Origin of the sequence: Pseudobutyrivibrio xylanivorans (assembly GCF_010906925.1) — a bacterium.
GTDB lineage: Bacteria > Bacillota > Clostridia > Lachnospirales > Lachnospiraceae > Pseudobutyrivibrio.
Genome location: NZ_VTVE01000001.1, coordinates 359,574 through 385,955, shown reverse-complemented (window position 1 = coordinate 385,955; position 26,382 = coordinate 359,574). Strand labels below are relative to the sequence as shown.

Here is a 26,382-nt window from a genome sequence, read left to right as displayed (position 1 = left end):
GTATCTATGACAAAACCTGTAAACAGGGTTTGACCTATAAGTATTTCTTTTCAAAATCCTCTTTTGTAAGCGGCTTATCAAAGAAAAATCCCTGAGCAAGATTGACTGAGAATTTACCAATCATATCAACCTGCTTATCAAACTCAACTCCCTCTACGCATACATCTACATCAAGAGAATCTGCCAATTCAGAAATTGTCTTAACGAATACTTCTGAAAAATGGTCAGAATTCATATCGGAAACAAATGCTCTGTCTATTTTAATTGTGTCCAGTGGCATGGTCCTGATGTAATTAAGTGATGAATAACCAGTACCAAAATCATCAAGTGCAACTCTGCATCCCTTGGCTCTGATTGCATCTAAAAGCTTAATCATCCTCTCCATGTCATTAATGGCAAGTGACTCTGTAACCTCAAGTGTAAGATTCTGTGGGTCAATAGCCGTCTGTTTAAGTACCATATCAAGCTTATCAAGGAAATCTGACTGAGTAAGCTGTACTACGGATAGATTAACATTGACCTTGTATTCTGGATGACCAAAGTCATTCCAGTGCTTGCAGCTCTTGGCAGCCTCTAAAAGTACGTGCTGACCAATTGAATTGATCAACTTAAGCTGCTCCGCCTGAGAGATAAACTGATCTGGAAGAACCAGTCCGTACTCAGGAGAATTCCATCTCACTAGAGCCTCAGCTCCGCAACATGTAGGAATTCCATTAACAAATTCCATAATAGGCTGATAGTAAACCTCAAATTCCTTGCAGTCATCCTCAACAGCCTTGCGCATAGCCTGCTCCATCTTAACCTTTTCAGCTACAACTGCATCTGAATTAGCATCATAGAACTCAAATCTGTTCTTACCCTTATTCTTGGCACCATGAAGTGCAATATTAAGTCGTGTAAGAATAGCTGAAGAATCAGTCACATCCGATGGGCCCTTAACACAACCCATGCTGACTGTACAGTAATATTCCTGACCATTTAAAATCCATGGATTAGCGAAGAGATTCATAATTCTCTTGATAACCATATCAAGATTGTCAATATTAGCATGGTCTACAATTACTGCGAACTCGTCGCCACCAACTCGGTAGCATTTATTTTTAATGTAGGAAATGTCATTGATGCTGTGAGCAATATACTCAAGCAAATCATCTCCCACCTGATAGCCAAGTCCCTCATTGACACTAGCGAAATCATCTAGGTCAAGCATAAGAACTGCAAATTCCTTGCCAAGCTTTGTAGCCACATGGAACTCCATGGCAATATCCTTTTCGCATGCCTGACGATTGTAAAGGCCTGTGAGGATATCTTCCTGTGCCTGCTTTTCCACCTTTTTCTGATAGATACGAAGGTCGGTGGTGTCATAGAATGTAAGAAGTCTAACCTGACGTCCATCTACCCACTCTATGCTGGCAATAGAAATATCAAACCACTTTCCTGAACCATTAGCCGAATAGCCGTTAATCTCAGAAAGTGTATAGCGCTTATCAAAGATAATCTCCTCGATAGCAAGTCTATCTACTTCGTTGCTGAACATCCTTATGAATGTATCATTATTGTATAAGAATTCTCTGGTAGCCAAATCGGCTACAACTACACCATAACCTGCATTCTGGAGAATAGCCTCCAAAGCAGAATATGAACTAGCCAAAGAATTGGTAGTTATCTTTTTAACTAAAACTGTACCGATGATTCTCTTGGTGTCATTGGCGAAGCGCAAATCCTCAACGCTCCACTTGCGCTCCTGACCCCTAGAAATAAAGCAAAGGTACATCTCTGCAGAATCATTAACATTGATAGGCAAGAAAATCGCTGCCTTGATTCCATATTTAATAAAGAAAACTTCAAAAAGCTCTGGTAGTACTGCATCAGATGAAATGGTGTATGGCTTGCCATTCATAAATGGCAGGCTAAGAATTGGAACCTTTTGGAAAATAGGCTGCAAAGGCTCTGCCCCCTCTGCACACCATTCGCAAATCATATCTGCATTAATACCATCTGAATTAATCTGTAAAATAGCTGTGTTGGTGCAGTCAACATAGTGGCCAGCCTCTACAAGAATGTCTGATGCCACTTCAAAGAAAGAATTGTCTGATTCCATAAGCCTTAAGATATCAGTCATAATCTCATTTTTCTTAAGGCGAGACTCTATCTCTGTCTCTGCTTGCCTCTCGTCGGAAAGCTTCACCTTCAGAGCGTGATTCTTGATCTTCTCTGCGAAATAATGCTTAGTAAGAGTCTCAATCAAAGCAATGGATTTATCAAAATCCTCTGTTGTGGTAGTCCTCATCTCAGAAGGAAGTATCTCTGTATCAGGAAGTCTATCTCTTGCAATACCAAAGCATAACCAAACGCCCTGACACTTGCCCTCTAGTCCTCTGATAGCAACTCCTCTGTATAATAAATAATCCTCTGTGCCGTAACGCTCCACAACATTTTCTACGTTACCATCCACAAAGGAATCTAGTATCTCCCTGCGCAACTCGCTAGAGAAATTACGGTCAACAAATTCCTCCTCTGGCTTAGTGCCAGAGAAGGAAGTGATTTGGCCTTGAGTTTTACCAACGCACATCACATAAATGTCATTGGCCTTGCAAAATGAGTCCTGCAAAGACTGCATAGCCTCATTATTGATTTCTAATTCTAAGTCTACTCTATAACCCTCGTCCATCCATACTTATCCTCGAGTCTTCCCCACTGGATACCTGTAAGAGTATCGTAAAGCTTCTGGGTAAGCTCGCCAGTTTTACCTCCATTTATTACAACAACATCATCCTTAAAACGGAGTTCACCGACTGGAGAGATAACTGCTGCTGTTCCTGTACCGAAGACCTCTTCAAGCTTGCCATCATGGCCAGCCTTCATAAGATCATCAATTGCAAGACGCTCCTCACGAACTGTATAGCCCCAATCACGGAGAAGGTGAATCATTGAGTCTCTTGTAACACCTGGAAGAACTGTACCTACTGTAGGTGCTGTCCAGATCTCACCGTCAATCTTGAACATGATGTTCATAGTACCAACTTCCTCAACGTACTTTCTCTCGTTACCATCGAGCCACAATACCTGTGAATAGCCAAGCTTCTCAGCCTTAACCTGACCTGCGATAGAACCTGCATAGTTACCACCACATTTAGTAAAGCCAGTACCACCTGCAACTGCTCGTACCAATTCATTTTCTACTAAAATCTTTACTGGGTCAAGTCCTGTTGCATAATATGCTCCAACTGGACAACAAAGTATCATAAACTTGTAAGATTTTGCCATATGAACGCCAAGAGCAGCCTCTGTTGCGAACATGAATGGTCTAATATAAAGTGATGTATCTTTCTCGGATGGCACCCATGCCTCCTCAGTCTTAACAAGAGCTGAAACTGCCTGTACAAAGTCCTCCACAGGGAAACCTGGCATGCAAAGTCTCTCGTTAGAATTAATCATTCTCTTTGCATTCATCTCTGGTCTGAAAAGCTGAATCTTTCCATCTTCTCTGCGGTATGCTTTGAGGCCCTCAAATGTCTCCTGGGCATAATGAAGGGTCATGCATGCTGGGTCCATTTCGATTGGTCCCTCTGGGACGATTCTGGCATCATGCCAGCCAATCTCTCTATCCCAATCACAAACAAACATGTAATCAGTCATGTACTTTCCAAAACCAAGGTTCTTCCAATCTGGCTTTTCCTTTAATTTTTCGCGTTTTTCAAATCTGATTTCCATAGTAGCCTCCGAACATCTCATAAACATTTTGTTAATAATCTTTTTCATTATCCATCTTTTCTTCCCTCACGTCAACACTTTAGTGTGCTAAATTATTAACGAATGGAAACCGGATTTTTGTGTCCTCTTTGGTAATATTTTGTGAACTCTTTCTATTGAATATACTATAAAGATTTTTAAATGGTATAATTCAGATAACTACACGAAATGAAGGCGATATTATGAATATTTACACTCAATTATGCGGATTGGCCATAATGGCCACTATCCTCTTTTTTTATAGACGCCAGCCCACCATGGGTCTTAGTTCCGAGCGTCATTTTCGGACAACTATATATTCAATTTTAGGATGTGTCCTTTTAGATATTGCATCCTGCTATTTTATTGTACATTCAAATCGATTCAGCGATACATTGGTGTATTTAATATGTAAGCTATATCTTCTATCCTTACAGGTAGTTTCATTTAGCGTCCTCTTTTACACCACTGCAGATGTATTTGAATACTATGGAAGCAAGCACGAGAAAATGCTGGGCACTCTCTATCAGGTAGTGTGTGTAATTGGAATGATTATCACCATGTATCTTCCTATCCAAATTTACTACGACGGAGTCAAGCTCTATTCCTATGGCCCAGCTACCATCGCTACCTATATATTTGTATCTTTTTATATTTTTACAACTGGCATTTCCACAGTAGTACTAAGGCATCATATCAAGCAAAAAAAGAGCAACATGCTTTTAATTTGGATGGCCATCTGGAGCGTTTCTGCTATTATCCAGTTTTTGGATCCAAAAGTTCTTATTGTAAGCTACGCCAGCTGTATAGGCGCACTTATAATGTATTTTGAGTTGGAGAATCCCCAAAGTTCTCTTTCTAGACGTACCGGACACTTTAGCTCAGCTGTTATCCGAGATTATTTTGATTACCTTTATCAATCCAGAAAAGGCTTTTCTGTTATGATGATTTCCTTTAGAACGGTGGCAGATTCAGCCAATGAAAACAAGCTGCTTCGCACCACTATTTCAAAGCTTTCAGAATTTCTCTTTACAGTTGATACAGCAAAAATTTTCGATACTGCAGAAGGATACTTCGTATTAGTTTTTGAAAATATGGATTTTGTTGAGAGCACCAAATTTAGAATCAACACATATTTTCAATCTATTCAGGACAATCCTGATGTCAGCAATGCCATCACACTTTTGAGTCCTTTTTATACCATTGTTCCAGACTCAAATATCTCAAGCAATGCTGATGAACTGATACTTCTTCTCACCGGCTTTATTCCAAACGATAGGAACAAGCTTACTGGAAATGAAGTCATTGTAAATGATGAAATCATGGCAACTGTAAGACATAGCAAGGCTGTTGAAAAAATGGTTGTGGAAGCCATGGAAAATGATCGAATAGAGGTTCATTACCAACCTATTTTCGATATAGCCAAAAACAAATATACAACCGCAGAAGCATTGGTTCGTATCCGGCTAGGGGACGACTCCTTGATTTATCCTGATGAGTTCATTCCTATTGTTGAAGCATCAGGTAGAATCATTCCTCTTTCAGATACAATCTACAGAAAGGCTCTCTCATTTTTAAAATCCTATCACATAGATAGACTTGGCGTAGAACATGTAGAGCTTAACCTTTCAGTGAAACAGGGGGAAAATCCTCTTTTCGTCAACAGATTTTTAGAAATGCTTAAAGAATACAACATTTCAGCGGAATTCATTAATTTAGAAATAACAGAGACCAACTCCATCCACAGTCAGGAGAATCTCTTTGCAAATATGAAAAAGCTTGAGGAAGAAGGTTTATCATTTTCTCTTGATGATTTTGGCTCCGGCTCCTCTAATCTTAACTACATCATCGATATGCCAGTTGTCATTGTTAAGCTAGATAAGCACCTAACCGACGAATATTTCATTAATCCAAAGGCAAAAGCCATTGTTAAAACAGTTATAGAAATGGCCCATTCAATGGGCATAAAAATCATAGCCGAAGGAATTGAGACTTCAGATTCCCTTGAAGAAATGAAAACACTTGGTGTTGATTACATCCAGGGATTCTATTTCTCAAGACCACTTCCTGAGCATGAATTTTTGAAATTCATTCAACAGCACAATCTATAGAAAAGGAGAGATTATATGCACACATTTCAACCTTATCCAATCGATATGCTAGAGTGGAACCCTATCAAGAAACTGGCCGAAGAAGGTATAGCTATTGTTGCAGAAGCAAACGGCAAAGTAAACGCAACCTCTTCTCACAACGGAGGGGTTGGTCACATTTGGGGTAAAAATGTTGTATACGCATTCTTGCGCAACACCCGCTACACCAAGCAGCTGATAGATGACAGTGAATATTTCTCTGCCTGCTTCTTTGATATGTCCGAAAAAAGCAATGTTCAGCTTATGAAAGTTTTAGATCAACTCAGCGGTCGAAACGAGGACAAGTTAGCCCAGTGCAAAGTAGAAATTGAGCACGCCATGAACGCTCCATATATTGACGGCGCCAACTTCATCATCCTTTGCAGAAAGATTGCCGCTGTGCCAATGACAGAAAACACTATCGTTGACCCAAAGATTCTAGATGAGCAATATACTGAACGGCACATGGATGATTTCCACACCATGTATATTGGAGAAATCCTTGATATCAGAGCAAGGTAAATATTTTATTAAGCTACAATAAAAGCGCCAGAGAAATTAATCTCTAGCGCTTTTATTTATACCCTTTGAACCTACTTCTTATTAGTTAAGCCCAGGCATTAGCCTTGTACTAATAACTGCTCCTGATATTGGAAAAATGCCATCTCATTATCAAGTACCTTAGCGATTTCATTAAGTCCATTAGCCTTGTTAGAAAGCACATCCATCGTATCTGATAATTCTTGCATAGAAGCTCTTGTCTCCTCGGAGCTTGCAGCATTTTCCTGAGAAATAGATGAAAGATTTGTAATTGTATCAGAGATAACCTGACTTGCTTTTTCTGATTTATCTACATTCTCTACAATCTCTCTTGTTAATCTAATTGAATCGTTGATATTTCCAATGAGTGCATCTACCTGCTCAATAGTCCTATGGATTGTAGAACGCTGTTTGCTAATTGTCTCCTGAACATTGCCAGCCTCTTCCATTGTCTTTGTGGAATCGGATGCCAGTCCCTTCATAGCCTCTTGAATATTTCCAGCAGCCTCTGCAGACTGGTCTGCAAGCTGTCTTATCTCATCTGCAACAACAGCAAATCCCTTGCCAGCCTCACCCGCTCTTGCCGCCTCAATGCTGGCATTTAATGAAAGCAGATTAGTCTGAGCTGCAATTGCATCAATTATTTTAACAGCTTCACTGATAGTAGTAACCGCTGAGTTAGTATTTCCAATCAGCTCAACTATACCATCAATAGCTGTAATACTTTCTCTTGTAGATGCCCTAAGCTCTGACAGCTTGTCCTGACTCGCCTTAGAATTTTCCTGCATAGAATCTGCAAGACCCTGCATCTGCTTAGTATTGTCAGTAATAAGCTCTATAGCTGTATTAATATCATTTACACTCTCCACAGCAGACTGCAAAGACTCAGCCTGGCTTGATGCTCCTGTTGCAACCTGTGCAACTGCAGTTGTTACATTGTCCGCTGTTTCAGTGATACTTTGTACCGTTGTGTATAAGTACTCTGCGGAATTATCCACTTCATCTGAGGACACCCTTGCATTTCCGATTACGCTTCTTATTTTGCCCGCCATATCAAATAGGGCCGATGACATTTCTCCCAGTTCATCCTTACGGTTTTTAACCTTATCCGTTAGTTTGATAGCCAAATCTCCTGTAGCCATCTGGCGAACTGCCTTAACATTTTCATCTATGGCTTTAACTATCTGCATTACATATATCATCATCAAAATAGTAAATGCAATGATAATCCCTCCAGCCAAAGTAATCATCCATTTTATTCTATCATTTATATAATTTGAGATAAGAATCTTTGGCTGGCCTACAAAAGCCATACCATAAACCTCACCTGTATTTTCATCTATCAAAGGTTCATAAGCCACGTAGAATTTTTCACCATTAATAACTACGTTAGACGCTGAATAACTCTGCTTATTCTTTAATACAGCCTCGATAACTGCGTCTGAAGCCTTTGTTCCTACTACTCCATCAATACTAGAACGTTCTCTAGTATCTCCTACAAAATATGTATAATCATAACCTGTCTGACTATACATATCCTCTTCTAGTGTGCTAGTTTCTGATACATCATCGTCTCTTGTGTACTGCAATACCATTGCATAAGATTTACAAGCTGCAGCCACACCTGTTTCAACCTCGTCCTCCATACCACGCCTTAGGTTAATAACACCAACAAGTGTTGCAGCAAAACCAACTAGTAATAATGCTAGTATAACCAAACCGATCAACATGACTTTAAGGGACATCGCTTTGCTTTTCTTTTCCATGAAAAACCCTCCGTTAATCATCTCCCTTCTATTGATCGAACAATATACCCCAACAAAGCTAGCGAGACCAACTGTCGTCATTATAAACTAAAATGTGGTCTATTCTGTGAATAAATAATGAAAAAGCAACTGCCCAATTCCTGACAGTTGCCTTATATTCATACATATATAATTATCTATTGAAGAACTCAACAAACTCTTCGTAACCTTCGTTTGTAAGCTGTTCCTTCTGGAACTTCTTGTTCTTGTTCATACGAACAACAAGAACTGTCTGCCCCTGCTCTCTTGCAGCCTTGGCCTGAGCCATAACCTCTGCAAGCTTCTCAGCTGGATAGCCCTTTTCTACAAGGTAAGCCACCTTTTTATTAGCACCTGGCACCTTAAATCCCTGCTCCATAAGAAGAAGGATAATACGCTCAAATCCGATTGAGAAACCACATGCTGGAGTATTCTGGCCTGTGAAATTGCCAATCATCTTGTCGTAGCGTCCGCCGCCACCACAGCTTCCTCCAAACTCTGGAATAGCAATCTCAAAAATAGTACCTGTATAATAGCTCATACCACGTACAAGTGTAGGATCAAATACAAGCTCAAACTGTGCTTCCTTTGTAGCGTTAACTGCTGTAGCAATCTCACGCATCCAATCTGCGACCTCTGTATCAAGGAACTCACCAAGCTTATCAAGGAGAACTTCCATGCCTGCTGCCACATCCTTAACACCCTCAAGTGCTGCAAAGAGGCCTACGTACTTGTCGATAGACTCTTTAGAGTAGCCTGCCTCAAGAAGCTCTGCTGAAACTCCATCGAGACCGATTTTATCCATCTTATCAAGAGTAATGAAGATAGAATCATAATCCTCCTCAGAAAAGCCAGCGTAAGCTGCCATAGCCTTGAGAATACGGCGCTCATTTATACGAATCTCAAAGTTCTTGAAACCGATACGACCAAGAGTAGTTGTTGTAGCAAGAATAAGCTCAATCTCTGCCAAATTACTAGGCTCACCAAGAATATCGATATCGCACTGAGTAAACTGACGATAACGGCCACGCTGTGGTCTGTCAGCTCTCCATACGGAACCAATCTGAAGAGCCTTAAATGGAGATGTAAGCTCATTAGCATGGTTAGAATAGAATCTACAAAGTGGAACTGTAAGGTCATATCTCATACCAAAGTCAACAACCTGCTCCTCTGTAGTAGCCTCAGCAATGTTGAGCTTCTCGCCTCTCTTCATTACCTTGAAGATAAGCTTTTCATTTTCTCCACCCTGCTTGTTTGATAAATTGCCAATTGACTCCATAGCTGGTGTCTCAATTGGTGTAAATCCAAAAGAACGATATGTATCCTTAATTATAGAAGTTACGTAATCGCGAACCTCCATCTCATAAGGGAGAATATCCTTCATTCCGTTAACTGGTTTCTTGTTTAAAGCCATTTCAAATCCTCTCTAAGTCTTTCTCTTTTTCTTTCTATCATCTCATCAATTCTGTCCATATATAGCTGAACGTCCTTGACATTTTCACATCTTGTAACTGTCTTGCCATGGTCTGTAACAAACTTGCAGGCCGTGCCGCAACCAAGAGCCATTATAGTTTGTTTTTCTTCCATTATCAAGATATTATAAAGGCCTTCTTTTCCTTCCTTAGCATATCCGATGTTTTCCAGATTGGCAGCCATGTTCTTTTGACGGTATAGATAGTATGGTTCCATATCCATCCGTCTAGCTGCCTCAAGGCATATATCCATATGCTTTTGAGAGTTCTCTACGAGGTAATCCTCGTAGGCTTCCTTGTCGTAGTTGAGCCTAGCTGAATGCTTAAGCGCAAGGGAATGAACTGTCAGATTATCTGGACTAAGTTTTTCTACCTCAGACAATGTATACTGAACATCCTCAATAGTCTCGCCAGGTAATCCTAAAATTAAATCCATATTTATATTTTCAAATCCAAGTTCCTTGGCCCAACCATAAACTCTATGAATGTCCTCCACCTTGTGGAATCGACCTATTAAGTCTAGAGTCTTTTGATTCATAGTCTGTGGGTTAATGGAAATTCTAGATACCGGGTGATTCTTCATCACCTGAAGCTTCTCATAGGTGATGGAATCAGGGCGTCCCGCCTCTATTGTATATTCCAGCAAAGACTTTGTATCAAAGTATTTATCTATGAGAGATAGTAATCTCTCTAAATGCTCTGCATCTAGTGAAGTAGGTGTCCCGCCTCCAATGTAAATCGTGGTTAAACTTTTACCCTTGCAAGCCTCAGCTGTAAATGCCATCTCTTTTTCTAGGGCATCAATATAATCATCAAGCTTTTTCATCCAAAGTCCTATTGGATATGAAGTGAATGAACAGTAAAGACATGTGCTAGGACAAAATGGAATTCCTATATATACTGAATATCCATTGTCATAATCAATTTTTGAAAGAAGCTCATGTTCCTTGTGGGAAACCTCAAGACTCAGATCAATCTTCTCCTGTGAGGTAAGATAAGTATCCTTCATGTATGAAGTAATCTCATCATCACTAGCCCCCTCCTCAATCATTCCAAGAGAAATTTTAGTAGGACGAATTCCCGTAAGAGTTCCCCAAGGTAGAGTCTTGCCAGTACGCTCACTGAGGCTCTTATATATAGCAAGCTTCAGGCGATTCTTGGTATCAGGTCGATTGGAATAGTCTATCTCCACTTCTTTCCCATCAAGGGTAAGCACATGGTCTGCGTATTTAACATCCATAGTGAAGCTTACATCCTCATCAACAGGAGCCTCATCTGTGCCAATCCTCACATCCTCCTTAGGATAGAAGGCCTTAACCAGAGAATATATGTCATATTCAAAATTGTCTTCGTTTAACTTGATATAAATCATAATTAATTCCTTATTTAATTTCTTGCAAAAAATATAATCCGCAGCTACCAATTTCTTTGTGATACTCATGCAAAGCTTTCTTGCCAAGCAGAGTATTACAAAAGCTTAATAGTGTAACGGATTATAGCATTTTCTACAGATATGGATTATATATTTTTTCATCTCCAATGGTAGTGGCGCTCTCATGACCTGGATAGCAGATTGTATCATCAGGTAGTACCATAAGCTTATTTTTTATACTATCAACAAGCTGGGCCATAGAACCGCCAGGGAAATCTGTACGTCCAACAGAACCACAGAAAAGTGTATCTCCTGTAAATACAAGACCTGCATCAGCAAAGTAGAAGCAGCATCCCCCAGGCGTATGTCCTGGTGTAGCAAGGCACTTAAACTTAAGTCCTGCAAGCTCTACCTCCTGCTCATCCTTAAGATATACATCTACATGATAAGCCTTTGGCTTGAAAATCATATCTGCGGACAAATTCACTGAAGGATTCTCAAGAGTCTCTCGCTCTCCCTCGTATGCGTATACCTTGATACCATATTCTCCTGCAATCTCCTCTGCCGCTCCCACATGATCAAAATGACCATGGGTAAGAATGATAGCAACCGGTCTAGCACCAGATGCCTCAACAGCTTTTTTTATTCGCTCTGGGGAAGAGCCTGGATCAACAATAATTGATTCTCCTGTCGCATCATTGATTGCCAAATAACAATTCATTGCGCAAACAGGAAGAAGTACATGTGCAACTTTCATTTTATCCTCTAGTTCTCTCAACATCGATGATTGATTCAACCTGCTTAATCTTCTCTACAAGAGCTCTAAGCTGCTCCTTGCTGTGGGTACCAAACTTTATGGTGATAGTAGCCACACCCTGCTTGCTAGTCTTAGAGTGAATTGAATCTATATCGATTTCTCTCTCTGTAAATATACGGGTAATATCAACAAGAAGTCCTGTACGATTGTTTCCATAAATATTAATCTCTGTAAGGTAAACTCCGCCCTTTTGTCCATCATCTTCAGCATCCTGAGCCCACTCGGCCTCAATGAGACGCTCCTTTTCAAAATCAGGAAGATTAATCATATTGATACAATCGGTACGATGGATGGAAACACCACGTCCTCTTGTGACAAAGCCAACAATCTCATCACCTGGCACTGGATTACAACACTTAGAGAAACGAACAGATACATCGTAAAGTCCGCTGACAGTAATGCCATTTTTAGACTTAGGACGAATCTTCTCTCCAGTTCCAGAATGCTCGGCAAGAACCTCTTCATCTGTAACCTTAACAGGATGATCCTTCTCCCATGCAGCATGCATGCGGTTAATAACATTACCTTCTTTGATGGCTCCCTGACCAATAGCTGCAAGTGTATCCTCCCAGCTATGGAATCCAAATTTATTCTTAATAAGCTCCTGATACTTTGGCTTATTAAGATCACCTAAATCAAAGCCCTTTTGCTTAGCAGAATTGATAAGAAGTTCCTTACCTTTTGCAATATTCTCGTCCTTGGATTGAGTTCTAAACCACTGGTTAATCTTATTCTTAGCCTGAGAAGACTTAACAATATTGAGCCAGTCACGGCTAGGTCCATTAGTATTCTGAGATGTGACAATCTCAATTCTGTCACCATTTTGAATCTCATAGTCTATTGGAACCAGCTTGCCATTGACCTTGGCACCAATCATCCTATTACCTACTGCCGAGTGAATAGCGTAGGCAAAATCGATAGGTGTAGAGCCGTTAGGCAAATTCTTAACATCTCCACTAGGAGTAAAACAGAATACTGTATCTGAGAATAAATTTAAATCTGATTTTAATAAAGACGAGAATTCCTTATTGTCGGAAATCTCCTGCTGCCACTCAAGAATCTCTCTAAGCCATGAAAGCTTCTCCTCTTCGCCTACAACTGATGAACCCTCACCGCTCTCCTTGTATTTCCAGTGAGCAGCGATACCGTATTCGCTAGTGCGGTGCATCTCGTATGTACGAATCTGAATCTCAAATGGTGCTCCATTAGGTCCGATGACTGTAGTATGCAAAGACTGATACATATTAGGCTTTGGCATAGCAATGTAGTCCTTAAAACGGCCTGGAATTGGGGTGTACATCTCATGTATAACGCCAAGAGCTGCATAACAGTCCTTGATAGAATCAACTATGATACGTACTGCAAATAAGTCATATATCTGATCGATGGTCTTGTTCTGATTCACCATCTTCTTATAGATACTAAAGAAATGCTTAGCTCGGCCATATACATCAGCCTGAATATCAGCTTCTTTGATGTGCTTAGCAACATCATCTACCAGTGAATTAATGTACTCAGTACGCTGATTTCTTCTAAGGGCTATCTTTTCAACAAGGTCATAATATGCCTCTGGCTCTAAATACTTAAGAGATAAGTCATCCAGCTCTATTTTTACCTTGCTGATACCAAGTCTCTGAGCCAAAGGAGCATATATCTCCATAGTCTCTCTGGCCTTTTCCTTTTGCTTCTCAGGCTTCATGTACTTGAGTGTACGCATGTTGTGAAGTCTATCTGCAAGCTTAATAAGGATAACTCTAATATCACGGGCCATGGCAAGAAACATCTTACGAAGATTCTCTGCCTGGATTTCTACCTTGTCGGCATCGTAGCTCAACTGGCCTAATTTGGTGACTCCATCTACAAGCTCTGCAACTTCCTCGGAAAACTCTTCAGCAATCTCCTCCTTGCTGAGGATTGTGTCCTCTACCACGTCATGAAGGATACCTGCTACAATAGTCTCTTTATCAAGCTCCAAGTCAGCCAAAATAATAGCTACGCAAAGTGGATGTATAATATAAGGCTCACCGGACTTGCGCATCTGTCCCTCATGGGCCTTGGACGCAATCTGATAAGCCTTCTCAATCATAGAAATGTCAGTATTTGGGTGGTACTTTTGCACACGCGCAATAAGCTCCTTGTAGAGCTCCTCAGGGTCTACAAAGTCAGCTGTTGCTATGACACCGCGATTTTCCACAGAAATCTTGCGTTCTAGTGTTTCTAATTCTGTCTTTGTCTTTTCTGCCACGGTATCACCACCTTCCCAAAAATTTTATTAAATATTATATAATTTAACATTGCAAAAAGCAACATTCACAATTCCCAAAAAGTTGCAATTTTCTAGACATTTTTGCATTTTTTTGGTATCATTACACAGGTTTTGATTTTATTAGTTGGACTTACTTTGGCATGCCTAGTTTTCCAACTTGTTTTTTTGTATAGAGAAAGGAAAGTAATAATGATTCAAGCAAATAATGTTACTCTTCGTTTTGGCAAAAAGGCCCTTTTCGAAGAAGTTAATATCAAATTTACTGAAGGTAACTGCTACGGTATCATCGGTGCTAACGGTGCTGGTAAGTCTACCTTCCTTAAGATTTTATCTGGCCAGTTGGAGCCTACAAGCGGCGAGATTACAATGAGCCCTGGCAACAGACTTTCATTCTTAGAGCAGGATCACTTCAAATATGATGAGTTTACAGCTCTTGATACTGTTATCATGGGTAACCAGCGTCTCTATGACATTATGAAGGAAAAGGACGCTATCTATATGAAGGAAGACTTCTCAGACGAGGATGGTATCCGCGCAGCTGAGCTTGAGACTGAGTTTGCAGAGATGGATGGTTGGAATGCAGAGTCTGATGCAGCTACACTTTTAAATGGTCTTGGTGTAGACACAGAGTTCCACTACACTCTCATGTCCGAGCTTCCTGGTGCCCTTAAGGTCAAGATTCTTCTTGCTCGTGCACTTTTTGGTTCACCTGATGTACTCCTTCTTGATGAGCCTACTAACCACCTTGATTTAGATGCTATCGGTTGGTTAGAGGAGTTCCTTATCAACTTTGAAAATACAGTTATCGTTGTATCCCATGACCGTTACTTCCTTAATAAGGTATGTACACATACAGCAGATATCGATTATGGCAAGATTCAGCTCTACGCTGGTAACTACGATTTCTGGTATCAGAGTTCACAGCTCATTATCCAGCAGCGTAAGGAAGCTAACAAGAAAAAGGAAGAGCAGATTAAGGAATTACAGGAGTTCATCCAGCGATTCTCTGCTAACGCTTCTAAATCTAAGCAGGCTACATCTCGTAAGCGTGCACTTGAAAAGATTCAGCTTGATGACATCCGTCCTTCAAGCCGTAAGTATCCATATATCGACTTTAGACCAGCTCGTGAGATTGGTAACGAGGTTCTTTCCGTTGAAAATCTTACTAAGACTATCGACGGTGAGCTTATCTTAGATCACCTTTCATTCAATGTTGGTCGTGAAGATAAGATTGCTTTCGTTGGTTCTAACGAAAAGGCTAAGACAGTATTGTTCCAGATTCTCGCTGGCGAGATGGAGCCAGATGAGGGAAGCTACAAGTGGGGCGTTACAACAAGCCAGTCTTACTTCCCTAAGGACAATACAGAAATCTTCAGCACTGACCTTTTAATCGTAGATTGGCTTACACAGTTCTCTGAGATTAAGGATGCCACTTATGTACGTGGTTTCCTTGGACGTATGCTTTTCGCTGGTGATGACGGTGCTAAGAAGATGAAGGTATTATCCGGTGGTGAAAAGGTACGTGTTCTTCTTTCACGTATGATGATTGAGAATTCTAACGTACTTATGCTTGATGAGCCTACTGACCACCTTGATATGGAAAGTATCACAGCACTCAATACTGGTCTCCAGAAGTTCTCAGGTGTTATCCTCTTCTCTTCTCGTGACCACGAAATCGTACAGACAACAGCTAATCGTATCATAGAGATTCTTCCTAACGGACAGATGATTGATAAGATGACTACATACGACGAGTATCTTGAATCTGATGAGATGGCTCGTAAGCGTGCAGTCCTTGAGCTTTCTGATGACGAGCTTAATGATGACTAATGCGGGAAAGCGCACATTGAAAATTGCCTTCGGCAATGGGTGCGCTGTGGCAAACAAAAATGACTAGCAGAATCTGCTAGTCATTTTAATTTGCTCTTATTACTGCATTTGATATACATCGTAAGCAACTCTTTTCTTTTTTAATGAGCTATAGATTGTAGGAATAGCACCAAGTGCTGTAAATGCATAAGATTCCATCAACGATATAATAAAATCTGTCTTAATCTCACCATCCCCAAGGAATGTTCCAAATATACTAAGACCATCAAAGAAATCTATTCCAATTTCTCTAGAAAAAACTATATTCCACTGCACAATCTCTGCCACAAATACCATTGCAATCATTACAAGTGCACTAATGGCAACTCCCTTACCAGAAAGCTTTTTTCCAAGTTTCTCATAACCATAGATTGTTGTTACGCCCATAACAATACCTGATAATACTGCCACATATCCAAGCTGGGCAACAATCACAATAACAATAGCGCCTACAATGCTACCGCAAAGTGCACCAAAAAATCCACCTAATACATTTTCTTCTGTATTTTCTTCATCAAACTGAGCTTCTTTAAGAGATTGATTAATCTTAGCATAGCAATCCTCACAGAGAAAACTAATCCCACCACTAATGTTATAAACATTAATCGAATCCATAGGCTTGCCACAGCACTCACAGACATCCTCATATCCATTTGCTCTAAAGTATTCTGTAGCACCATTTATAGCAGCTATCATATTTGCTATTACTTTATTTTTTGAAGCTCCAGCAATCCAGACGGCAATATTATTTCCTTGAATAGTAACTGATCGCACTCCCTCGATAGCCTTCCTAGCCTCTTTGGTAAATTCCTTATCAGGAAGACTTCCGTTTTTTCTAGCAGAAGCATACATTACATATACATTATCTTTCAAACCAATTGTAAGATGATATCCATTACAAACACCAATCAGTGTCTCCGTCCTCTCATCAATTGACAAGCCTGTAACTTCTGCTACCTCTTCATAAATAACATTAAGCGTCTTGTTCATAACTATTATCCTTTCCTAAGTTATTGATGATATAATAATAATTATTTTACTACTTGTCAATAGGTATTAGGCAAATACTTATAACTTTTTAAAATTTTACTTTTCTGATATAGAAACATCAAATAAAAAAGCCATCTGACAAGGATTTCTCCAAGCCAGATGGCAATAGTTTTTTATTAAATTATTTTGCTTTTGTTGTAATAGTAGCCTGTGGTGCAGGAGCAGCTGCAACTACAAGACCAGTCTCATCTGTCTGATATAATGTATTGCCAATCTGTACTACCTGATTAACAACCATCTTACCATCAGCTCCGAACAAGTACTGACCAGCACCAATCTGAACTGCCTGACCAATTACAAGCTTACCATCAGCGCCAGCGTAGTAAATACCGTCCTTTGTCTGGATAAAGCCTGTAGCCATAGCACCGTCAGCTCCGAAGAAGTATGTAGCATCTCCTACTGCCTGAATACCTGTCTGCATCTTACCGTCTGCGCCAAAGAAGTATGTAACACCGCCAACATTGACAGCACCTACCTGCATCTGACCTGTCTCATTGAAGTAGTAAACTGAACCATCGATTGATGTAAGGCCAGTCACTCTATGAGCATCTACTGCATCTAAGTAGTATGTACCTGTTGGGTCTGTCCACCATCCCTTGTACATCTTACCGTTGTCGTTAGGATTGAACATATATGTAGCACCCTGAACATCGATCCATCCTGTCTGAAGGAGACCCTGCTCATTGAAGAAGTACATATCCTTGCCAATTACAGAAAGACCTGTAAGCATGTGACCATCAGTTGTATCTAAGTAACGAGTACCAACCGCTGGATCTGACCACCAACCAGTGAAAAGCTTACCATTTTCTGCTGGGTTAAAGAAGAATGTAAATCCATCAAGCTCTAACCAACCTGTCTGAAGCTGTGCAGCCTCATTGAAGTAATAAATACCATTATCAATTGTATTAAGACCTACTGCTGCGTTAGCTGTGCCTGGTGTAAAGTAATATGAACCAGTCTCATCAGCAAACCAACCTGTAGTTACGATACCTGTTGTAGGATCTGTATGATACTTAACACCTGCAACATCTACCCAACCAAACTGTCTACGATAGTTGTTGAAGAAGTATACATTGCCAGCTCCCATATCAAGAAGACCTACTGCTGGGATAAATGCTGTATAATCCTTAGCTGCTGTATTCATATCTACACGGCCAGCGATTCCTGGAACTGATCCGCTTGAAGAATACTGCCAAATAGCCCAACCTGGTGTGTCGTTGTGATCTGCATACTGTGCAATCCACTTGTCATAAGCAAGACCTGATGTAAAGTGTGACTTGTAGAAGTTAGTGTATGTGTAAACGATTGGTGTGTAACCTGCCTGTGAAACAATGCTGCAGAATGTATTAGCAATAGCTGTACATGTACCAGCATCAAGTCCCTTTTGTACATTATCCTCAATATCAATAGCTACTGGGAAGTTGATATTGTATGGCTCAATCCACTGAAGAAGCAACTCTGCCTCTGCTGCTGCAGCCTCTGGAGTTGTAGCGTATGAATAAATATATACACCAGTACGAACACCAGCTGCCTGAGCACCCTGTACATTTGAAACAAAATATGGGTCCATTCCCTTATTTGTGCTTCCTGCCTTAATAAATGTAAAAGAAATACCAGAAGCAGCAACTGCTGACCAGTTAATAGCCCCCTGATATTTAGAAACATCGATACCTGCTGTAGCTGCCTTAGCAGTAACAGACACTGATAAAGTCACTGCAACCGCTATTGCAAATGACACTATTCTCTTAAATAATTTTTTCATTTTAAAATTCTCCATTTTTACCTCCTATACAAACTTACTCCTATAATAACACATAACTACATCTGGTGTCTAACTACCTTATATTCGTCTCCATTAACAAAATATGGACACTCGCTATAATGGCCAGTAACTAGGCGGACATAGTCATCTTCATCCATGTCCATCTCACAATAATACTGCTCATCCTCCTCGTCCCAGACGAAATTATTACAGTATTCACAAGCAGTCTGGCCCTTTACCTTACCACTAGTAGCCATCTTAAGACTCCTCCAATTAATGCGCCAGCAAGTACTGCACCAAGCATAATCAAATACTGATGGTGTGCATGCTTCTTGCCCCACTCAGACTTAATAACTCCAATATAAATAAACAAACCTGAAAAAATAGCTGTAACATTAACAATAAATTCTACTACATTCATCTAAAATCCTCTTATATTATACAAACAAACCAGCTAAAAACATAACAATCTTCATGCCAAGGCCCATAATTACACCAGCAAGAACAACACCGCAGATTATAGCTCTAACACTTCTCTTAAAATCCATATCAAGAATTGATGCTGCAAGTGTACCTGTCCATGCGCCAGTACCAGGAACTGGAATGCCTACAAATAAAAATAATGCAAAATACAAACCTTTGCCTGTCTTTTCCTTTAATTTAACACCACCTTTGTGGCCTTTTTCCAAACAAAAAGTAAAGAACTTACCTATTCCTTTTTTATCCTTGCCCCACTCCAAAACCTTTCTTGCATAAAAGAAAATAATAGGAACAGGAATCATATTACCAATAATACAAATGATATAACTTGGTATTACATCAAGATGATGGCCAAGAGCATAAGGAACAGCAATTCTAAGCTCAATCAAAGGTACCATAGAAATCAAAAAAGCAATTAAATAATGAATCATAAATAAACTCCTTAATATAAAATCACAATAAAACTGTGCTATTTAACTATTTTACTTAATTCAGCGATAAATGTGCGCATCTCCTCGTCTGTGCCAATAGATATACGCAAATAATCCGCTATGCGCTCTGGCTTAGAAAAGTGACGGACATATATGCCCCTCTTCTTAAGCTCCTCAAAAATATGTACTGCATCCACTGATTCATGCTTAGCAAAAATAAAATTGCTCTTTGAATCTGGGAAAGAAAATCCAAGTTCACTAAGCTGACCCTTGGTCCACTCTCTTGTAGCAATAACGTCCTGAACTCTTTCCTTGAAATACTCATCATCCTCGATAGATGCAACACCAGCTGCAAGAGTTATGGTGTCCATAGTATATGAGTTAAATGAGAACTTGCAATCTGAAAGATACTTGATAAGCTCCTTTGAACCCACGGCATAACCGATACGGTTGCCTGCCATGGCACGTGACTTAGAGAATGTACGAACAACAAGTACATTGTCGTATTTCCTAGTGAGCTCAATGCAAGACTGAGAGCCAAAATCAACATAAGCCTCATCAATAATAACTACACACTCAGGATGAGCCTTAATAATATCCTCGAAGAATGACACAGGCTCAGCTACGCCAGTTGGAGCATTTGGATTAGGAATCACAATACCTCCGCATGAGCCCTCATAGTCAGATGCTATGATTTTGAAATCATCATCAAGTGGCTTAACCACATATGGAATCCTAAACAACTCAGCCCAAACATCATAAAAAGAATATGTAATATCTGGGAATAAAACAGGCTCATTTGAATTAAAAAATGTGAGAAAGCCCATGGCTAACACATCATCAGAACCTACTCCAACAAATACGTTTTCCTTGTCAAATCCGTGATATTTAGCAATAGCAGATATCAAAATATCACAGGCTGGGTCTGGATACTTTCTAAAAGAATCCAAAGTAACACCGGAAATAGCATTACCCACCAAAGGACTTGGTGGGTATGGATTTTCATTGGTGTTAAGCTTAATTACTTTAGCTTTTGGCTGTTCTCCAGGTGTATAAGGTACTACTTTTCGAACATTGTCCTTCCAATTTTTCATTATTCTTCCTCATGTAATGCTAGTTAAAAGTGGTCAATATGTAATCTATTCTGCAGGAACAGGTGCTACTTCTGGAGCTACCTCTGGAGCAGGCTCCTGAGCCCCTGCATCTAATCCTGCCTGCTGCTTAAGTGTAATAAGCTGAAGCTCTGCATTGACAAGATCCTGGTAATTAGTAACCTCTGCCTTCTGCTCATCAGAAAGTGCATCGTACTGGATTCTTGCAGAAACAATCTGGGCCTCTGATTCAAGAGTAACTGCTTCAATTTCTGCAATAAGCTGCTGCACCTTGATCTGAGGATTTACAATCAAGTAATTATCTTGCTCAGTATTACCTGTATAGAATACGATAACAGGCCATCCTGCCTCTACTGTTTCGAATATCTCCTTAGCCTTGTCCTTTGGTAAGTTGATACATCCATGGCTACCACTAGTCTTGTAAATACTACCACCAAAGCTAGAGCGCCACTTAGCATCGTGAAGGCCCTCGCCCATATTAAATGGCATCCAATAATCAACAGGTGTAGCATAATTGTCGCCGCGAAGTGTAGCATCCTTTTCCTTGTAGGCAATAGGATATACGCCTGTGTGAGTGCCATTACCTGCAGAAATATTACCAGATACAAAATCTGAATCAATGACCATCTGGCCATCCTTATATACGTATGCATGCTGCTCAGAAAGATTAACCTCTACATAGGAATTACCATAGTCATGCTCTCCATGGCTGGTACCACGGTAAAGATATGTAAAGTCTCTAGTAACATCATCACCTGCAGTAAGGTCAGCTATAATCTGATCAATCTCACCATCGTATGCAATCTTCCAACCAAATGAACCTGCTGGAACTGAAATCTCCTCCCCAGATGTGGTTATAAATGGCTTAGCCTTGCCGTAGGTGTTGTATTTCTCACCCATGGAATTAACATACTCGCCTATTGCATCTCTATTAAATGTAACATTGAAATCATCATCCCATGTAAACCATGTAGCCTTAGTTGCTACAGGGATTTCCTCTGTGAGTCCCTCACCAAGGTCATAGTGGATAGCTGTATTCATATATCCGTTTAAAACATCAACTGCAGCATTGATATTATCATCCTCAGCAAGTACTGCTGGCTTGTGATAACATGTGCCATCAGAAATATTAATTTCTGTCTTGAGATTCTCGACAGCATCGATGATGGCTGCCTCTACGCCCTCTTCATCGATTCTGTCACCATATACCTCATCAACAACAACAAACTGGCTGCCATCAAAATCGATGTAAGCATCCTGAGACTCTGTAGTAGACTGCTGTCCGCTAAAATCAAGTGAAGAAGCAACTGATTTAACTTTTGTGGCATCATAAGAATTGCCTGTGGCTGTGTAATACTCAGCTGGAACAAATAATCTACCAACCCAGTTAAAACCTGTCTGGCTATCAAGAAGAAGCTGAACCTGATCTACCTGATAGTTAACTCCTACACCTAAATCTGCAGAGCTAACTTCATTAACTACATTGCCATCTCCATCTACAAATGTAATGTTGTAGTGGTCTGCGCTATTGATAATTTTGTCGTATGTGCCCTGAGCATCCTTAAAAGAAGCTCCAACACCATTAACTTTGCTTCGAATATAGAAATGGTCATTAAAATAAATACATCCAGCAAGATAAATAATCAGCAATGCTCCTGCTATAATGCCAGCCTTAAGCATAGCCGCCTTGCTAAAAGATTTCTTTTGACCCTTATCTTTTTTACTAGTGCTCATCATTTTACCTCTAAAAATAGACATAATAACTCCGAGAATCAGTTTACACGAAAAAAATCCATAAAACCATATAAACTTTTCAAAAAAAGCCCAGTTTTATTTGACGCAATGGATAGTTTTCCATCAAAATTTTAGTTTTTTCTAAAACCTTTAAGTTCATCGATAGAAAATTCATAGGCTTCATTGCAGAACTGACACTTTACCTCAACTGGCTTTCCATCTGCAATTATCTCGTCCATATCCTCCTTGCCAAGGGATGCAAGGCTCTTAATTACTCTCTCTCTTGAACAATCGCACTTATAACAAACAGGGTATGTTTCCATAAATTCCACATCAAGCCCAGCTAACACTGTCTGAAGCATCTCCTCTGGAGTCTTGCCAGCAGACAACATGTCTGTAACAGATGGAAGTGTCTTGAGATTCTCCTCAATCTGAGCAATAACTTCCTCTGGAGTAAATGGCATAAGCTGAACAATAAATCCGCCTGCACAATTGACTGTATTGTCCTTGTTCATAAGAACACCTAAGCCAACTGTAGAAGGAATCTGCTCTGAAACAGCATAATAATATGTCAAATCCTCAGCTATCTCACCTGTCTGAAGCTCTACTGTACCTACGTATGGGTCCTTAAGCCCCATGTCCTTGATAACACGCATAATACCAAGGTCGATTGCGCCGCCTACGTCAAGCTTGCCATTCTTTGGTGGCAAATCCACTACAGCCACGTTAGGAAAGCCCTTAACCTGACCCTTGCTATTGGCAGTAACTGTAATACCCTTCATTGGACCGCTGCCCTGAATCTGAAGAGTCACAAGGTCATCCTCGCCCTTTAACATAACGCCCATCATAGAACCTGCTGAAAGCATTCTTCCCAGGGCTGCTGTAACTATAGGCGAAGTATTATGTCTACTTCTGGCCTCCTCTACCATATCCTTACTTGTAATGGCAAATGCTCTGATTGCATCATTTGCCGCTGTAGCTCTAACTATATAATCACTCATCTAAATGTACTCCTCTCTAGATACTTATAATCAAATTAGCTGTAAATATTATTTAGTAATTTCTCTTGCTACAAAATATAATCTATCACTATCAGAAGAAGGCTCTCCCATAGTGTTTACATCACATACCTCAAGCAATTCAAGACCGCTTGATTTTATGGCATCTATAATCTCTTCCTGAGTAAACGCATGCTGAAGGTGTTCCTCTTCGTATCTGTCAAAGGTTCCATCTTCATTTTCCTCATAGATTGTCAAATAATAACTGTTATCGCCAGTTTCTGGGTCATATTCATTTTCCCAGATAAAGCTTCCTTCATCACGATTTTCTGCTATAGTCTTGCACCCAAGCTCTCTATAATAATGCTCAGTCTTAACATCAAAAATAAAAAGTCCCTTAGGGTCGAGATAATTGTTAACAAGCTTGCATACCTGCAAAAGCTCATCAGTGTCTCTCAAATAATTAATACTATCGCAAAGACTCACAACAGCACCAACAGTACCATAGAGCTCAAACTCACGCATGTCCTGACATAGATAAAGGATTCCATCGGAATCCTCTGAAGTCTGCGCCTCCATCAGCATGTCATAAGAAACATCTATTCCAATCATATCGTAACCCATAGCCTTAAGGCGTCTGGTCATCTGCCCAGTACCGCAGCCCAGGTCACAAACGATTTCCATCGGCATATTATATTTTTCAAATAAAGTCTTAATATTTGTAGCCCATGTGTCATAAGGCACGTTATCCATGTACCTATCGTAGACAGTGGCAAAGCCTGTATAAGCTTCCATCTTTAAACCCTCTTGGATAAAAAGCCAGTTATCTTTCTAATAATGTGAAAATCATTTTGGATCTCCTCGACCTTGAGACGATTCTCCTCAGAGAATCCCACCAAAATATTGTGATTAGCCTCGGCAAGGTAATCCATAATACCATCGATATCACTCTTAATATTCTTAGGGCACTTAATGTAATGACGCTTGCCCGCAGTAATATGCAAAGTGTATGTAATGGAAAAATGATGCCAAAGGAACTTGTGCATTGTAGAATACTTGTAAATCCAAATAATGGCATCAATAGGAACAATAGCCACACCATAGCTACTGGTCTCTATAAAATAATGCTCCGTAATAAACATATCCTCTGTTGCCAACTGTGGAAGTGTGGCAAGCTCTTCTTCTGCCTCAGCCAAAATCTCAGCAGGCTTTCCATAAGCTCTAGTCTTTTGAATTGGAAGAGAAAGAACCGGAAATGCTATATAAACCGAGAAAATAATTATACACGCTACACTGTAGATTGCAAAGAGTATATACAAAAACACAAACAGAGAAGACATAAGCCCTGTCGCATCTGGCTCTGAAATACTATAGGTGGAAACAGTAGATAAAATACCATCCTCATTCCAGTTCAAATCGTTAGCCAAGTTGCCAAGTAAAGTCCTGGTAGAATGAGAATCATAAATCACCTTGCCCTTAATGGTAATATTCTCGATAGTTGGCGAGCCCTGCTCACAAGTGTCTGGAGAAAGTAGCACTACCACACACTCCGAATTAATCATGGTGTAATAGTAATAGCCTCTAGTTCTATCAAGCCATTTGTTGGTGTAGCCTGTAAAATAAAGATTCTTGAGATTGAACTTACCGTAAAGCTCCTTTTGGTTGTACAACTGATAAAGGCTAATATCCTCCTCATCATATGTCCTTGGCGCTATCATATGACCTACAGGGAAAAATATTGCAAGTGCCAAAATAACAATCAAAAAGATAATAGGAGCATAAAGCCTATTTTTGTAATATGTCTTTATTGACCTTGTAATTAAATGCTCCAAAGAATCCATAACTACTCCATATCCTTAGCAGTGAGAATCCACCCACTGATAAATATCTTCATATACTTGTTGTCTATCAATTTCATTTAAAATCTCATGACGATCACCCTGGTAAAGCTTCAGGGTAACATCCTTAATCCCTGCCTTCTTAAGCTCCTGGTATGCAGCCTTAGTACCTGCTCCCAAGTTACCAACAGGGTCTGCCTCTCCAGATATCACAAGAAGTGGAATGTTCTTTCTCATCTTGTTAGCACACTCTTTTGAGCAGGCGTATTTAGTAGCCTCCACAAGTCCACGGTATGCATTAAGAGAAAATGTAAATGTACAATAAGGGTCGCTGTAATATTTCTCAACGCTCTTAATATTTTTAGTAAGCCAAGAATTGGCAAAATCCTTGCCATAGCAATCATACTGCTTGTAAGGAGCGCTATATGTCAAATCACGTATCAAAGTGCTGCGATAATTTTTCCCCTTAAATAGAGAAATAGCACCTATCATAAAAAGTCCAAAGTTACAGAATGCGCTCTTTTCAAATCCGGTGCCCATAATAATTGCACCACTAAGCTCCTCCAAATATGCGCTCTTACATGCCAAGAACTTTCTAAGCATATATGAACCCATTGAATGTCCCAAAATGAAATAAGGAATACCTGGATAGCTCTTCTTAGTAATAGAAAAATGAGTGAGAATATCCTCCACCATATCATCAGATGGATGAGCCCCTGTCATAATTCCAAGGTCCTCTTCCTTCTCAACTGAATGACCATGACCAATATGGTCATGACCAACTACGACAAAGCCCTTAGAAGTCAAAAATCTGGCAAACTCGTCGTATCTTTCTATATATTCAACCATACCATGAACTAGCTGAATCACACCAACTGGCTCTCTGTCTGGCAACCATTTAACACAATGAATAATTGAATGTCCATCACTGGATTCAAATGTATAATTCTCTAGCTTTTCCATCAGCAATTATCCTTCCGATTATCCCTTAAAATA

Annotated in this window: 21 protein-coding genes; 3 read left to right on the top strand and 18 right to left on the bottom strand. The window is 40.0% G+C overall.

Going from position 1 to position 26,382, the window contains the following annotated elements; all coding sequences use genetic code 11:
- Positions 1–34: 34 nt before the first annotated feature.
- Positions 35–2,671 carry a bifunctional diguanylate cyclase/phosphodiesterase gene (locus F0Q01_RS01910; RefSeq protein ID WP_090485643.1) on the bottom strand — a complete coding sequence of 879 codons (2,637 nt, stop codon included), beginning with the start codon at positions 2,669–2,671 and terminating at the stop codon, positions 35–37.
- Positions 2,650–3,714: a branched-chain amino acid aminotransferase gene (locus F0Q01_RS01905; protein ID WP_090151866.1), complete on the bottom strand. Its 1,065-nt coding sequence runs from the start codon at positions 3,712–3,714 to the stop codon at positions 2,650–2,652. Before F0Q01_RS01905 ends, F0Q01_RS01910 begins: the two co-directional genes overlap by 22 nt.
- 416 nt (positions 3,715–4,130) lie before the next feature.
- Here F0Q01_RS01905 and F0Q01_RS13960 point away from each other — a divergent pair, with 416 nt between their 5' ends.
- Together F0Q01_RS13960 and F0Q01_RS01895 are read left to right on the top strand one after the other, a co-directional pair.
- On the top strand, positions 4,131–5,843 hold the full coding sequence (locus F0Q01_RS13960) for an EAL domain-containing protein (protein WP_163927107.1): 1,713 nt from the start codon (positions 4,131–4,133) through the stop codon (positions 5,841–5,843).
- A gap of 15 nt (positions 5,844–5,858) precedes the next feature.
- Positions 5,859–6,383 carry a flavin reductase gene (locus F0Q01_RS01895; protein WP_090485637.1) on the top strand — a complete coding sequence of 175 codons (525 nt, stop codon included), beginning with the start codon at positions 5,859–5,861 and terminating at the stop codon, positions 6,381–6,383.
- Between the two features lie 98 nt (positions 6,384–6,481).
- Here the strand turns inward: F0Q01_RS01895 and F0Q01_RS01890 are convergent, their stop codons facing one another.
- The 5 genes from F0Q01_RS01890 to F0Q01_RS01870 form a co-directional block, all read right to left on the bottom strand.
- On the bottom strand, positions 6,482–8,167 hold the full coding sequence (locus F0Q01_RS01890; protein WP_163927105.1) for a methyl-accepting chemotaxis protein: 1,686 nt from the start codon (positions 8,165–8,167) through the stop codon (positions 6,482–6,484).
- Between the two features lie 172 nt (positions 8,168–8,339).
- On the bottom strand, positions 8,340–9,599 hold the full coding sequence (gene hisS, locus F0Q01_RS01885) for a histidine--tRNA ligase (RefSeq protein WP_090485631.1): 1,260 nt from the start codon (positions 9,597–9,599) through the stop codon (positions 8,340–8,342).
- Positions 9,590–11,029: a coproporphyrinogen dehydrogenase HemZ gene (gene hemZ / locus F0Q01_RS01880; RefSeq protein WP_090487581.1), complete on the bottom strand. Its 1,440-nt coding sequence runs from the start codon at positions 11,027–11,029 to the stop codon at positions 9,590–9,592. Before hemZ ends, hisS begins: the two co-directional genes overlap by 10 nt.
- 133 nt (positions 11,030–11,162) lie before the next feature.
- Complete coding sequence (locus F0Q01_RS01875) at positions 11,163–11,786, bottom strand: MBL fold metallo-hydrolase (protein WP_090151880.1); 624 nt, start codon at positions 11,784–11,786, stop codon at positions 11,163–11,165.
- 1 nt (position 11,787) lies between these two features.
- A complete protein-coding gene (locus F0Q01_RS01870) occupies positions 11,788–14,091 on the bottom strand; it encodes a RelA/SpoT family protein (protein WP_090151883.1) in 2,304 nt (767 codons plus the stop codon).
- Positions 14,092–14,301: 210 nt separating this feature from the next.
- On the opposite strand from F0Q01_RS01870, the gene F0Q01_RS01865 reads away from it, so the two are divergent.
- Positions 14,302–15,942 carry an ABC-F family ATP-binding cassette domain-containing protein gene (locus tag F0Q01_RS01865; RefSeq protein WP_090151886.1) on the top strand — a complete coding sequence of 547 codons (1,641 nt, stop codon included), beginning with the start codon at positions 14,302–14,304 and terminating at the stop codon, positions 15,940–15,942.
- 99 nt (positions 15,943–16,041) lie between these two features.
- Here F0Q01_RS01865 and F0Q01_RS01860 read toward each other — a convergent pair whose 3' ends face one another.
- The 11 genes from F0Q01_RS01860 to F0Q01_RS01810 all read right to left on the bottom strand — a co-directional run bounded on the left by F0Q01_RS01860 (position 16,042) and on the right by F0Q01_RS01810 (position 26,349).
- The gene (locus tag F0Q01_RS01860; RefSeq protein WP_090485628.1) at positions 16,042–16,971 is read right to left on the bottom strand and encodes a hypothetical protein; all 930 of its coding nucleotides are present in this window, start codon (positions 16,969–16,971) and stop codon (positions 16,042–16,044) included.
- A gap of 181 nt (positions 16,972–17,152) precedes the next feature.
- Complete coding sequence (locus F0Q01_RS01855; RefSeq protein ID WP_090485624.1) at positions 17,153–18,808, bottom strand: GH25 family lysozyme; 1,656 nt, start codon at positions 18,806–18,808, stop codon at positions 17,153–17,155.
- Between the two features lie 41 nt (positions 18,809–18,849).
- Positions 18,850–19,050 carry a DUF6472 family protein gene (locus tag F0Q01_RS01850; RefSeq protein WP_090151896.1) on the bottom strand — a complete coding sequence of 67 codons (201 nt, stop codon included), beginning with the start codon at positions 19,048–19,050 and terminating at the stop codon, positions 18,850–18,852.
- Complete coding sequence (locus F0Q01_RS01845; RefSeq protein WP_090151898.1) at positions 19,029–19,214, bottom strand: hypothetical protein; 186 nt, start codon at positions 19,212–19,214, stop codon at positions 19,029–19,031. Before F0Q01_RS01845 ends, F0Q01_RS01850 begins: the two co-directional genes overlap by 22 nt.
- A gap of 16 nt (positions 19,215–19,230) precedes the next feature.
- Positions 19,231–19,704, bottom strand: coding sequence for a COG2426 family protein (locus F0Q01_RS01840; RefSeq protein WP_090485621.1), 474 nt, complete (start codon positions 19,702–19,704; stop codon positions 19,231–19,233).
- A gap of 38 nt (positions 19,705–19,742) precedes the next feature.
- Positions 19,743–20,798, bottom strand: a complete 1,056-nt coding sequence (hisC, locus tag F0Q01_RS01835; protein ID WP_090485618.1) for a histidinol-phosphate transaminase — start codon at positions 20,796–20,798, stop codon at positions 19,743–19,745.
- A gap of 45 nt (positions 20,799–20,843) precedes the next feature.
- Positions 20,844–22,574, bottom strand: a complete 1,731-nt coding sequence (locus F0Q01_RS01830; RefSeq protein ID WP_090485615.1) for a L,D-transpeptidase family protein — start codon at positions 22,572–22,574, stop codon at positions 20,844–20,846.
- Between the two features lie 107 nt (positions 22,575–22,681).
- On the bottom strand, positions 22,682–23,551 hold the full coding sequence (hslO, locus tag F0Q01_RS01825) for an Hsp33 family molecular chaperone HslO (RefSeq protein ID WP_090485612.1): 870 nt from the start codon (positions 23,549–23,551) through the stop codon (positions 22,682–22,684).
- Positions 23,552–23,599: 48 nt separating this feature from the next.
- Positions 23,600–24,343, bottom strand: a complete 744-nt coding sequence (locus F0Q01_RS01820; protein WP_090485609.1) for a class I SAM-dependent DNA methyltransferase — start codon at positions 24,341–24,343, stop codon at positions 23,600–23,602.
- Between the two features lie 2 nt (positions 24,344–24,345).
- Positions 24,346–25,389, bottom strand: coding sequence for a DUF6709 family protein (locus tag F0Q01_RS01815; RefSeq protein WP_090485607.1), 1,044 nt, complete (start codon positions 25,387–25,389; stop codon positions 24,346–24,348).
- Between the two features lie 15 nt (positions 25,390–25,404).
- Positions 25,405–26,349 carry an alpha/beta fold hydrolase gene (locus F0Q01_RS01810; protein ID WP_090485604.1) on the bottom strand — a complete coding sequence of 315 codons (945 nt, stop codon included), beginning with the start codon at positions 26,347–26,349 and terminating at the stop codon, positions 25,405–25,407.
- Between the last annotated feature and the right edge of the window lie 33 nt (positions 26,350–26,382).